At 31.8% G+C, this 12,374-nt stretch carries 14 protein-coding genes; all 14 read left to right on the top strand.

Annotated elements, in window-relative coordinates; all coding sequences use genetic code 11:
• Positions 1–44 precede the first annotated feature (44 nt).
• The 14 genes from sufB to A5821_RS01360 all read left to right on the top strand — a co-directional run bounded on the left by sufB (position 45) and on the right by A5821_RS01360 (position 12,372).
• Positions 45–1,439 carry a Fe-S cluster assembly protein SufB gene (gene sufB, locus A5821_RS01295; protein ID WP_086312646.1) on the top strand — a complete coding sequence of 465 codons (1,395 nt, stop codon included), beginning with the start codon at positions 45–47 and terminating at the stop codon, positions 1,437–1,439.
• Between the two features lie 240 nt (positions 1,440–1,679).
• Positions 1,680–1,970, top strand: a complete 291-nt coding sequence (locus A5821_RS01300) for a TIGR04197 family type VII secretion effector (RefSeq protein ID WP_086312648.1) — start codon at positions 1,680–1,682, stop codon at positions 1,968–1,970.
• Positions 1,967–2,353 (top strand): hypothetical protein, encoded by a 387-nt coding sequence (locus A5821_RS01305; RefSeq protein WP_139844035.1) that lies wholly within the window; start codon positions 1,967–1,969, stop codon positions 2,351–2,353. Before A5821_RS01300 ends, A5821_RS01305 begins: the two co-directional genes overlap by 4 nt.
• Entirely contained in the window at positions 2,343–3,635 is a 1,293-nt protein-coding gene (locus tag A5821_RS01310; RefSeq protein WP_170922926.1) for a hypothetical protein, read from the top strand. Before A5821_RS01305 ends, A5821_RS01310 begins: the two co-directional genes overlap by 11 nt.
• A 16-nt stretch (positions 3,636–3,651) precedes the next feature.
• On the top strand, positions 3,652–4,065 hold the full coding sequence (locus tag A5821_RS01315; RefSeq protein ID WP_086312653.1) for a hypothetical protein: 414 nt from the start codon (positions 3,652–3,654) through the stop codon (positions 4,063–4,065).
• A 231-nt stretch (positions 4,066–4,296) separates the two neighbouring features.
• Positions 4,297–4,533, top strand: coding sequence for a hypothetical protein (locus A5821_RS01320; RefSeq protein WP_086312655.1), 237 nt, complete (start codon positions 4,297–4,299; stop codon positions 4,531–4,533).
• A gap of 44 nt (positions 4,534–4,577) precedes the next feature.
• Positions 4,578–4,994, top strand: coding sequence for a hypothetical protein (locus tag A5821_RS01325; protein WP_086312657.1), 417 nt, complete (start codon positions 4,578–4,580; stop codon positions 4,992–4,994).
• A gap of 34 nt (positions 4,995–5,028) precedes the next feature.
• Positions 5,029–5,298 carry a hypothetical protein gene (locus tag A5821_RS01330; protein ID WP_086312659.1) on the top strand — a complete coding sequence of 90 codons (270 nt, stop codon included), beginning with the start codon at positions 5,029–5,031 and terminating at the stop codon, positions 5,296–5,298.
• Between the two features lie 556 nt (positions 5,299–5,854).
• The gene (locus A5821_RS01335) at positions 5,855–6,355 is read left to right on the top strand and encodes a hypothetical protein (RefSeq protein ID WP_086312661.1); all 501 of its coding nucleotides are present in this window, start codon (positions 5,855–5,857) and stop codon (positions 6,353–6,355) included.
• Between the two features lie 837 nt (positions 6,356–7,192).
• Positions 7,193–7,894, top strand: coding sequence for a hypothetical protein (locus A5821_RS01340; RefSeq protein ID WP_339098941.1), 702 nt, complete (start codon positions 7,193–7,195; stop codon positions 7,892–7,894).
• 76 nt (positions 7,895–7,970) lie between these two features.
• On the top strand, positions 7,971–8,585 hold the full coding sequence (locus A5821_RS01345; protein ID WP_139844038.1) for a hypothetical protein: 615 nt from the start codon (positions 7,971–7,973) through the stop codon (positions 8,583–8,585).
• A 101-nt stretch (positions 8,586–8,686) separates the two neighbouring features.
• Positions 8,687–9,121 (top strand): hypothetical protein, encoded by a 435-nt coding sequence (locus A5821_RS01350; RefSeq protein WP_086312670.1) that lies wholly within the window; start codon positions 8,687–8,689, stop codon positions 9,119–9,121.
• A 434-nt stretch (positions 9,122–9,555) separates the two neighbouring features.
• On the top strand, positions 9,556–10,272 hold the full coding sequence (locus tag A5821_RS01355) for a hypothetical protein (protein ID WP_339098942.1): 717 nt from the start codon (positions 9,556–9,558) through the stop codon (positions 10,270–10,272).
• Positions 10,273–10,434: 162 nt separating this feature from the next.
• The gene (locus A5821_RS01360; protein WP_086312676.1) at positions 10,435–12,372 is read left to right on the top strand and encodes an Eco57I restriction-modification methylase domain-containing protein; all 1,938 of its coding nucleotides are present in this window, start codon (positions 10,435–10,437) and stop codon (positions 12,370–12,372) included.
• The last annotated feature ends 2 nt before the right edge of the window (positions 12,373–12,374 follow it).

A 12,374-nucleotide genomic window follows, 5' to 3' on the forward strand; every position in this document is an offset into this window, starting at 1 on the left:
CTAATCGTTTGATTCTCAACCTAAGAAAGTGAGCGTGAGATAATTTGAGTACTGTACCTGAGTTAGAAGAATATCAATTTGGTTTTCATGATGATGTGAAACCAATTTTCAGTACGGGAAATGGACTAACAGAGGAAGTCGTTAGAGAAATTTCACGTAAGAAAGAAGAACCAGAATGGATGTTAGAGTTCCGTTTGAAATCATTAGAACAATTCAACAAAATGGCCATGCAACAATGGGGTCCTGATTTATCGGATATCGATTTTGAAAAAATCAAATATTTCCAAAGAGCTAGTGACAAACCCGCTCGTGACTGGGATGATGTTCCAGATAAAATCAAAGAAACTTTTGAAAGAATCGGAATTCCAGAAGCAGAACGTGCGTATCTAGCTGGAGCTTCAGCGCAATATGAATCAGAAGTGGTTTACCACAATATGAAAGAAGAATTCCAAAAATTAGGAATCATCTTTACAGATACAGATTCAGCGTTGAAAGAATATCCGGATATTTTCAAAAAATACTTCGCAAAATTAGTCCCACCAACAGATAACAAATTAGCAGCACTAAACTCAGCGGTTTGGTCTGGTGGAACGTTTATCTATGTACCAAAAGGGGTTCGTGTGGATGTACCGTTACAAACCTACTTCCGAATCAATGCGGAAAATACAGGACAATTTGAACGTACACTGATTATCGTGGATGAAGGCGCCAGTGTTCACTACGTAGAAGGCTGTACAGCACCTACGTATACAAGCAATAGCTTACACGCAGCGATCGTTGAGATCTTTACCCATAAAGATGCCTATACACGTTATACAACTATTCAAAACTGGTCTGATAATGTCTATAACTTGGTAACAAAACGTGCCAAAGCTTACGAAGGTGCCACAGTTGAGTGGATCGACGGAAACTTAGGTGCCAAAACAACGATGAAATACCCAAGTGTTTATCTAGATGGAAAAGGTGCTCGCGGTACAATGCTTTCGATTGCATTTGCTGGGGAAAACCAAATTCAAGATACAGGTGCGAAAATGATTCATAATGCGCCAAACACTTCAAGTTCGATCGTTTCTAAATCAATCGCCAAAGATGGCGGTGAAGTGAATTATCGTGGTCAAGTAACGTTTGGGAAAGACAGTGCTGGCTCGATTTCACATATTGAGTGTGACACGATCATTATGGATGATAAATCGAAATCGGATACGATTCCGTTTAATGAGATTCATAACAGTCAAGTGGCGTTGGAGCATGAAGCGAAGGTTTCGAAAATTTCGGAAGAACAGCTTTATTACTTGATGAGTCGTGGGTTGACTGAAGTTGAGGCGACGGAGATGATCGTTATGGGATTTGTCGAGCCGTTTACGAAGGAATTGCCGATGGAGTATGCGGTTGAACTTAATAGATTGATTAGTTATGAGATGGAAGGGTCTGTGGGCTAACCCTTTGAAATATGCTAGGAATGCTGATATAACAGTGTTCCTAGCCTTTTTAGTTTTAGTTGAATTGTGAGAGGGTCTGTGTTTTCACTCATTTAATATGTTATATGCATGATTAATTATAATTTCTTTATTTATATAAGTATTCACTTATAGTTCCTTTTTAATCCATTTATCATATTTATAATTTATCTAGTATATGATAAACTAAATTAGACAATAAGATAAATAAGGAGGGACAAAATGGCTATTAATAGTAATTCAAGTATTGCCGGTGGTATTTCGGCTTCTTTTAGTCAGTCTGCCAGTGCATTAAATAGTATAAGTGTTTCTGTATCGGCATCTAGCACCAATGTTTCAGGAAATGGTCCAGCCGTACAATCGCTCAATAACTATCAACAGGGATTAGCAGCATTATCTACCAGTGTTGTTTCAGCTGGTGATAACATTCATTCCGTTGCGAAAGAGTTTGAACGAATCGATCAGAATATTGCGCAATTGACGAAATTTAACCTTCTAGGAGGTTTTTCATGAGTGAAATCCAGAAACAACAAGAAATTGATCAAAAGAATTATCAGTTTAGGATTCGTTTGGAACAATTTCAAGAGGATCAATTAGCGATTAGAAAAGAGCAACACTACATAGAAGAGCAACAAGAAGAATTTTTCCAGTTGCAGCAACAAGAGCAAGCAGCTTATGATTTTGTCTTAGGAAATTGTGATCCTGAGGAACGATCTTTCTTTGAAGAACGAGGAGACGATAGTCTTCACCTTGCAAAAAAAGCCCAACGAGAGTTTGATGAACAACTCCTTCAGCTTAAAAAAGACGAACGCAGCTTGTTTGATCAGGAAGAAAAACTCAAAGCAGAGCAACATGCGTTTTGGAAGAAGTCGGAGGAGAAAGAAAATGGGGCTTAAATTTTATGTGAGCGAAGCACAGTCACGATCTATACAAGCGTCACAATTAAGCAATCAAGCGAACCAAGCAATCAATTCATTACAATCCAGTATTCAGTTGTTTTTATCAGCACCACTATCTAGCAAAGCTTATGATTCAGCCAAAAGTTATTTTATGGTGGCTTATACACCGTTGTGTCAATCTGCTATAATGACTGGTGAAGCGTTGGAAAGTGCACATAAAGAGTTTCTTAGTGAATATCAAGGAACAGTAAGTGGGATTGATACGGATGAAGATTTGATCCTAGAAGAAATTAATCAGTTTGAGCAGTTAAAGCAGCGTTTAGACCACCAAATGAGTACTGCTAAAACACCACGACCAGACTTAGAACGGAGATATATCAATGCCTGTGAAAGTATTGATAAACGTCGAGAAAAATTAGAAAAGTTTCATGCATACGATGGTCAATCAGCAAGTTTCTTTTCAGATTATGAAGCAAGTCAACAAGAGTTTAATACAGGATTGGCACAAGTGGCTAATTCTAAAGCATGGAATCCAGCAACAGGGACTTTTGATTTGAAACGTTTAGACATGACGTGGGCAAAACCTATCCAAACACGTTGGAAGCAGCGTGAGAAAATGAAGCAACAAGTGAAAGATGCACAAATAAAACAAGCAATTGGTAAGTTGGATGGGTATGAAATAATCAAAACTGAATTAGGCCATTGGTATCTAATGAAAGATGGCAAAATTTTTTCTCCGGATAAATACCCAGAACTATATGAACAATTAGAAAAGTGTAAAGATTATTTAAATAAAGATCAGTACAAAGTTGAAGAATTAAAAGTGATGAGAAATGAAATGCCGCTCGCTCCTGGATTTGGCGGTATATTAGGAAATCTAGGAAATGCTGGAAAAATAGCGGATGCTATTAAAAAAGGGACTGGAGCAGTAAAAGTCGGACAATCTATTGTGGATAAAATAAATAATGCACCTACTATCAACTTGGCTACTGAAAGAGCAATCGAGGATGTTTTGAAAGGCGCAGAGGATACGACAATAAATAAAAGACAGAGACCTAAAAACTATGAAAAAGAAGGAGATTATCCAGAAGCTTTAGATGATTTTGATTCACTTGGATTAGATGATATAACAGATCTAGGTAATGGAAAAGGGTTTAAAGGAACACTTAAAGATGGTCGTACTGCAGTAGTTCGTCCGACTAGTAAATCAGGTGGAGCAACAATAGAGATACGACGTCCAGGAGAAAAACCTGATTTAAAAATAAGATATAACAAATAGGTCTTGGAGGAATATTATGGAAAAATGGATAAATAGATTTTCAGATGTAATCCCTTATGATGCGTATGATTATTTTGTGAATATTAGAAGTGGAGAAGAAGCTGGATTAGTTGTAGAGCTAGAATATAAAAAAGATTCTACAAAGAAAGTGATTATAGATTTTGGCTCTACTGAAGCAATGCGTATTGTTGAAGAAGGATTATACCTTACCGGAGTTTTTCGAGATGAAGAAATTGGAAAATATAAAGAGAAGAAATTTGAAAGTGTAATTTATGAAATAGAAGACGGTGAATTTGGGAACTTTATTAAGAATACTAGCGCTGGTCTTTACGATCACTTTCAATTAAAACATTTCATAATTGTCACAGCTAATTTTGTTATTGAAGTTATAAATAGTACTGATCCAGAAATTATAGTTTTGAAAAAATAATATACAGATGATGGAACACACGAGTTTCCGCATAGATATCAGTAAATTGGAATAAGATACCGCCAGGACCATAAGTATGTATAGGGAGAGATATATATAATTCATGATTATGAAATAGAAAGATTTACAGTAGAATTTAAAAAAAATACAATATCAATAGATATATCAAGCGAACAAAGGCAAAAACAAATCGTATTTCAAGAAGTATTTTGCTATAAGTTTTATGAAGAGATGCCATATAGTATTATTTCAGATTTAGAAGAAAGACCAATAGAAGATTTTTTTAAAGAAAATAAAGAATTGCTAAATCAAACGAAAAATTATGCTTGGCCGATAATGTATGACTCAATACAAGAATTGGTCAATAAAATTAAGGATGCTGATGTACACTATCAGGTATTATCATCTTCATATGGAATGAATGGTTGGGTTTTAGCTAAGCGAGTAGAAATTATTGATCTTAATTAACCTTTATTAAAAGTTCTTCCACTAAAAAAGGAGGTTAAAACATTATGGAAAAATGGATAGATAGATTTTCTGGATTGATACCGCACTGTGGACATGACTATTTGGTAAGTATTAAAAGTGGTGACATGGACGGTTTGATTCTAGAATTAGAATACAGAAAAGATGAAAAAGAAAAGGTTGTAATTGATTTTTCATCTACAAAAGTAATGCGAGTTGCAGATGAAGGGATGTATCTTACTGGTATATTTAAAGATGAAGAGATTGGAAAATATAAAGAAGATGAATTCACAAGTGTAATTTATGAAATTGAAGATGGTGAATTTGGAAATCTTATTAAAGATACTAGTTCAGGACTTTACGATTATTTCAATATGAAACACTATATAATTATCACACTTAATTTTGTCATTGAAGTTATTAATGGTTCTGACCCTGAAATTACAATTTTGAATAAACAATAAAAGTTAAGTAAGCTCAAAAGGAAAATAATAAAATATGAACTCACTGCACGATTATGAAATTTTAAACTACAATATTAATTTCAAAAACAGCTTACTTACTATGGATGTAACTAACGAAGAATTAAACAAAAGAATTGAATTTGTAGGTGCTATTGCTAATCGATTTAGTGATGGAATACCATATAGCATTATTTTAGATTTAGATGAGCTGGATATGAAACACTTTTTTTCAAGTAATAAAGATTTACTAGAAGAAAAAAGAATAGTGGTTGGCCTCTTATGTATAGTTCTGTTGAAGAACTAGAGAAAATGATACAAGAAAGCGATATTCGATACTATGTCCTATACTCTTCTTATGGTATGACTGGTTGGGTTTTAGCTGAGCGAGTAGAAATTGTTGATGTTAAGTAATGGTCATCAGTATTTCTGCCAATAAAAATAGTAAAGAATTTAAATAGAAAAAACAGAAATCTTAATTTAACAAGATTTCTGTTTTTTAGAATATAGCATTAAGTATTCAGATTTGTATTAGATACGATAATGAGAGCGCAAAAATGCGCCGTAAACTAGCGGAGATTTGCGCTCATTACAAAATGGCGACCTAACGAAATGTTAGGACATAAAACAAAATGACATTTTCAAAAGTAACGTATTATTATTTTTGATCGGCGGAAAAGTCCACTTATTGATGTATAAGACTAGGTCGAAAATTTCGACTTAGTTAGTTGGTGAAACTATGTAATTGATTTAGGTGTGCGATTTTATCGGGCTAGGTTACATCGAGTAACGAAGTTTTGATAATTCACTATAGCTATTTTTTCTTACTATTGGTATTATTGGTAAAAAAAGGGGAGAGATTATTGATCCAAAAGATAAAAAAATATGCTAGACTGATCAAAAAGAATATTCCTGAAATAAAAAAAGGCTTTAAAGAAACTTTGCCTATATACAAAGCAGAGTTTCAAATTTTTTTCATACAAATATCGGTAGCATTTATCCAAGTTTTTAAACCTAAGCTATACCAAAAATATGAATGGGTGCTTCAATGGGTAGTGCTACTTATGGTATGTTATGCACTAATCCAGATTTTTATATTCACTTATCACTGGTACACAAAAGAGTGGAGGAAATTAGACGGTTTACAGCAAGAATATGAAGGATGGTCTTCAAAATTTGATTTTTCATTTCCAAATGAATTTATTAAAGGTATTTATCTAGGCGAAGGGATAAAAGGAAATAATGTTGACTTCATAAAAAGACTAGATTTAGGAGTAAGAAAGCTAGATGATAGCCAAAAAAGAATTGCTTTGATAAATATTAAGAATTACAATAATAATACTTTTAATCTTTTTTCAGGTTAGTATGTTTTTGGTATTTTAAGTGCGTTTACAGCGATAGCACCTATGTTTAACTTTGAAACCTTAAAATCAAGTATTCCTTTTTTTATAACACTTTCGATTTATGGGTTAGCAGTAGGAGGATACATCTATCACATAAATAAAAAGAAATTGTATATTTGTAAAATTTTAGAGGATGTACTAAGCTTAAGCTATTCCTCAAAGCTGGAGTAAACTCAATACGTCGGCATGGTGGTTTTTGTCTGTGTATTTGTCTGTACTAGTAAATAAAACTATCTAAGTTTATTGATATATCTTTTGATTAAGAAACTAGATTTCTCTAGTAAAAAGAACCTAATTCAATTTATATAGAAGTAGTATTATAAATGGAAGGGGCTGTGGGATACCCCTTAATATGTGATAGCAATGCTGTTAAATCAGTACTCCTAGCCTTTTTACTTTGCTTAAATTATGACAGGCCGTGTATTTTCTAAAAACCGACAAAATTTGCAGCTGTTTTTTCTGATTCTTTTGGCATAACATGAGAATATATTTCCAGCGTTATTTTGATGTTTTTATGTCCTAGTCGTTCACCGAACCCCATCTTGTAATAATAAACTAACTTGCATGAATGCTTCTTAAAGCTTTTGAGGTAGGGGAAGAGAGATGCAAAGTTGCAGACAAAAATAGATGGATGCAGAATTGCAACTTACATATGCATCCAACTTCTAATATAGAACAGGTCGTTAATAACGGCTTGTTTTTTTGAGTCATTCATTAGAGGTGGTTTCTTTCTTAAAATGTTATAGCTATTTATTCTTACTATTGGTATGATTAGGTAAAAATAAGGATGTCATAGCTATGAATTTATACGAAGAAATTTTATATGATTTATATTTAATGTGCTTTGAAAAGCAGTATTCTTGGAAAGATTTTAAAAATTTGAAAACGATAGAAAAAATTATATATTTAGGTATGTTTGTATCTTTTATTTTTATATCTATATCGTATATAGGTACCTTTTTTAAAGTCTATATTTTTGCTGTCATACTTTTGCTTTCATTAGCACTTTTTTTATCGTTTACTATAGTTTTGTTAAGCCGTACTGTATATTTTCGTAAAAACACAAAGAATAAAATGAGAGAAAATAGGAGAAATAACCTACAAAAATTTAACATTCTATTAATTAAATATGGTTTTAAAACCGATAATCAGATAAAAGAATTACTTGAGTCTTTAAGATTAAACTATGCATACAGGCGTAAGGTGAAAGAAAGAAGGCATGATGTGTTTTTTAAGTATATAGTAACGTTTGTTTTATCAGCGATAATATTTGTCGGAAAAGAGAAATGGGAAAGGATAAAAAGTGAAATGTCTGAACAATATTTTAATATGATATTTGAAGCGAGCATTACAATGTTATTTATTCTGGTAGCAGTTTCGCTGTATTTATATATAATGAACCGAGATAGGTTTGGAAAAGATAGGGAAGAAAAACTGATAAAAGTGATTGAGGAAGTTCTAATATACAGACAAAGTATAAAAATTACACTAGAGAATTAAATCGTAAATAGTTCCGCTAAAGATAAGGTTTTTGCTAATTTAAAAGATATTGTTTGATGAGATTGAATTTGAGGAGTTGATTAGAATTAAAAATAGTTACATAATTACGATATTTTTTTCAATTATTGTATTGATCGTGTTGATTCAGGTACCAAGAAAAAGAAATCATTCAACTTTTTTAACTAAATTTACAGATATATTGGTTTATTTATTAGAATTGTTTGTTGCGGGGACAATCTTAAATTTTTTATTTGATAAGGCATCATTTCAAGCAGAGAGAAGTTATTTCTTAATATTCAAGGACTATGTTTTTGCAAATAGCATCTACTCAATATTGATTACAATGATTATAAAGTTTTGGGATGGTAATACGATAGATTCGTATAACTCTATTGAGGTTTATATTAAAAGGTGCGTGTTATTATCAAATGATGAAAACAGTTTTAGAAATTTGTTAAATGAATATAACCGACCAATGGAGCATTTTTCTTCAAATGGTATGTATACAAAATCAATGGTTGATAAATTGAAGGAAATCAACAGCTTTAATGAAGAATTTTTAAACGGGGTAATAACTAGAGAAAAATACAAACTTTCTATGGATAGCCTATTGATTTCTGTCAATAACGAGAAAACAATTATTACATTCGGCTGGCAAAGTTCTTTACTGTTAAGGCTGATTTTTAAATAATTGTTCTTAAATAACTGTTGAAAAGGGTCAAACAGATCGACAGTAGGGAAGATCACTCTACAACAATTTATTTTTGCTATAGATATGGTTGGAAAAGTTGTTTGCCTAGAAAAGGCGAAGGAGGGATAAAAATCGAAGAAAAGAGATATAGAAAAATTTATGTTTTAGAGTTAGGAAACAAAGGGTTCAAGTATTACGTTGGCCATACCTCAAAAACAATGGAAAATATCTTCAAAGAGCATTTACAAGGTGGTCGCGCACTAACTAAGAATAACCAACCTATTAGAATTGTGGAAGTCTCTGAAATTGGATTGACAGGCAGAGCAGAAGCGGACAAACTCACAACTAATAAAGTCATTGAGTGTATGGGTGAATACGGAATAGAAAACGTTAGAGGTGGGCGATTTACCAGCTTAAACAAAAGCTACCACTTGCAAGATGTTGCCTATTCTATTGACTATTCCAAAGAACTAGATAATAATATGGCGTTTCTAGCGCCACAACTAGAAAAAATACGGAAACAAGGAAGAATATAAGTATTTTCTAAATTGCTTGTCGAATAATTCGTTATGGTTCGTAGGCACAATTAAAGTATATGTATAGCAGCGCACACCAATGAGAATTGCATTGATATAAAATGATGTATATTGGCATGGTGGTTTGCCTGTGCAAATATCTTTATTTGCAAATAAAACTATCTAAGTTCATTACTAAATCTTTGAATTGAAAAACTAGATTTCTGAAGTAAAATGAACCTAATCCAAACTATATAAAAGTAGTATTTTAAATGGAAGGGTAAGTAGGATAAAAGGTTAGACTTAAAACGTTGTTATATAACGTTTTAAGTCTATTTATTTGCTTTTTTTTGTTAAAAAAAAGCAAAATGTAAAAATAAACAATTTATATGTGCTTTATTGTTTATTTTATGATATTATAGTGTTGATTATTATAAATTGGAGGGATAATTGTAGTGACAGTTAATATTAATGATATAAAAAAAATGAATATTTCAAGTGACGCTTTGAGGTGGGCCGCAGAGACTAGTTTAATGAAATTACCATATACATACAATGGATTTGTTTCACGTTCAAAAAATGAAATTATTGATAATTTGTTTCGTGGCGACTTGGCTAAGTCAGCAGTAATTGAATATCTTGCAAGTATTGGAAAAAATATATCAGATGAATACGATTCTGTAAGAAACGATAATTTTCGATTTCCAATGAGTGATATAGGGAGAAGACATCATTTTATGATGGATAATTATAAAGTAGAATTAAATTCTTCTAAATTACCTCCGCAAATATCTTATATTAATGATAATAGACTTTTAGAGAAAGATATCAAGATTACTCACAATAATAATGATCAGATAGAACCAATCTTTTTAGGTTATGATATTGTTATGCAGTTGTACTACGATTTAGGTAATCAAAACTATGTTTTTAATTTAACTTCTACTGATATTAGTTTTGTTGAAAATCCAGATAATAATATAAATTTAAGAGTGAATAGACTTTTGAATAGTATTTCGATTGATCCACTGGATCTGTATTTTTTCGCATTTGTTACAGAGCAGCAATTACGAGAATTACCTTATTTCGGAAATTTATGGGGATTTGCAAAGGCTAAGAGACAATTTTATAGTTGTAAGATTAAAGACTGTAGTCCGTGCTCTATGTTATAATAAGACTGATATTTTGTCAGTCTTTTTTTGATGACCGAAACTATGTTTCTATTTGTTTTTCATGGAGATTTAAGAAGTTTTATTTATATTTTCACAAATTATTGTTACAATTAATATCTAAATGTATCTAAAAATTTATATAAAGATAGAGGAGGAGTTCATTTGAGTAATTCGTTTTTTTGTGAAGATATTGACACTAATGAGAATACAATTCTTCGTAGTTCTCCTGATCTTTTTAAAATATTACTTAGTGATCGAACTACGAGAAAAAATATTATTTGGGCAACAAAAACATATGAATTGTTAGGTAAGGAATTTGGACCAAAAGAACCAATAAAAGTAAAATCAATTACTGGTAAAAATGCTTCTCTCATAAGGCCTAGAATTGAAAAGTTTAAATATGAACAATTAGAACGTACAAAAGGTAAAGCGGAAGTTTTCACGCCATTATGCATAGTAAAAAAGCAAAATGATATTGTCGACCAAGAGTTTAGTCGTTTATCAGTTGGAGAATATATATCTAAAGTTTGGATGGAAATTACTTGTGGGGAAGGTCCTTATATGGTTAGTAGGTATGATTCTGTGACAGGAGAAATTGTTCCTATTGAGACCCGTGTTGGCTTTGTTGACAGAAAATTAAGAAGGATTAATCAAGAAGTTGCTGATGAAAAAAAGTGGTTTGAATATGTAAAAAAGGCTTATCAAACAAGCTTTGGCTATGAATTCCAAGGTGATTCTTTATTGATAGCTCGTGAGAATTTACTATATACGTTTATTGATTATTATTTGGAAAAATTCGATCGACATCCTGATATTAAGCTACAGAAAGAAATTGCTAAAATAATTAGTTACAATGTATTTCAAATGGATGGGCTAAGTCATACGATCCCATATTCGGGTGAAAGTTTTCAACTAGAGTGTTTGGAGCAACTTAATTTATTTGGAGAGGAAATTACGCAAAAAACAGCAAAATTGGAAAAAGAAAATTCAGGTGTTTATGTAAAAATAAGGAATTGGAAAAATCAACAAATGAATGAGTTCAAATCATTTATCAATAAGGAGGAAAGTAAGATGAAATTCGATGTGGTTGTTGGGAATCCTCCCTATCAAGAGGAAATTGAGGGAAATAATCGACAGTCTAGACCAATATATAATTTATTTATGGACGAGGTTCAAAATATTTCCGAGCGCTCTATATTAATTACCCCTGCTAGATTTTTAGCTAATACGGGAGCTACTCCAAAAAAATGGAATAATAAAATGCTGAGCTCAACTAATTTAAAAATAGAGTTTTTTGAACAAAAAAGTTCTAAAGTTTTTCCAAATACTGATATTAAAGGAGGAGTAGTTGTTACTTATTATGATAGGAGTAAATATTTTGAAGCTATAGATACATTTATTCCACTAAAAGAACTAAACTCCATTTTTCATAAAGTTAAAAATGAAAATAAGAACAATCTGGGTTCTATAGTTTATAGTCCGGATAGCTATAGATTTACGGACTCAATGTTTAATGATTATCCTGAATTTAAAAATCGAACTGATACTTCACACCTGAAAGCAGTTTCTTCAAACGTTTTTGAACGTTATCCAGAAGTTTTTTTATCAGATGAAGAATTTGCGGGTGATACTGTTAAAATTTACGGGAGAAAAGATGGAAGGAGAGTTTTTAAAAAAATAAATAAAGCTTACTTGATTAAACACCCAAATATAGATAAGTGGAAAGTTTTTATTCCCGGTGCGAATGGAAGTGGTACTTATGGAGAAGCTTTGAGTACTCCTATTTTAGGAGAGCCATTTATGGCACATAATCAAACGTTTATGAGTATTGGAGCATTTGACACTAAATTTGAAGCTGAAAGTCTTTTAAAATATGTAAAAGGAAAATTTTTAAGAGCTATGTTGGGAATTATGAAAACAACTCAAAATAATCAATCAAAAGTAACGTGGTCTAAGATTCCTATGCAAGATTTCACTGTAAATTCAGATATCGATTGGTCAAAAACAATCCCTGAAATAGATCAACAACTCTACAAGAAATATAACCTTAACGAAGAAGAAATTAATTTCATTGAAACGAAAGTCAAGGAGATGGAATAATG

Origin of the sequence: Enterococcus sp. 7F3_DIV0205 (genome assembly GCF_002141365.2) — a bacterium.
GTDB classification, from domain to species: Bacteria; Bacillota; Bacilli; order Lactobacillales; family Enterococcaceae; genus Enterococcus_L; species Enterococcus_L palustris.

Bases quoted from the DNA above. Each gene is read 5' to 3' on its own strand.
- A5821_RS01300 (WP_086312648.1), top strand. From the start codon at position 1,680: ATGGCTATTAATAGTAATTCAAGTATTGCCGGTGGTATTTCGGCTTCT.
- A5821_RS01305 (WP_139844035.1), top strand. From the start codon at position 1,967: ATGAGTGAAATCCAGAAACAACAAGAAATTGATCAAAAGAATTATCAG.
- A5821_RS01310 (WP_170922926.1), top strand. From the start codon at position 2,343: ATGGGGCTTAAATTTTATGTGAGCGAAGCACAGTCACGATCTATACAA.
- A5821_RS01315 (WP_086312653.1), top strand. From the start codon at position 3,652: ATGGAAAAATGGATAAATAGATTTTCAGATGTAATCCCTTATGATGCG.
- A5821_RS01320 (WP_086312655.1), top strand. From the start codon at position 4,297: ATGCCATATAGTATTATTTCAGATTTAGAAGAAAGACCAATAGAAGAT.
- A5821_RS01325 (WP_086312657.1), top strand. From the start codon at position 4,578: ATGGAAAAATGGATAGATAGATTTTCTGGATTGATACCGCACTGTGGA.
- A5821_RS01330 (WP_086312659.1), top strand. From the start codon at position 5,029: ATGAACTCACTGCACGATTATGAAATTTTAAACTACAATATTAATTTC.
- A5821_RS01340 (WP_339098941.1), top strand. From the start codon at position 7,193: ATGAATTTATACGAAGAAATTTTATATGATTTATATTTAATGTGCTTT.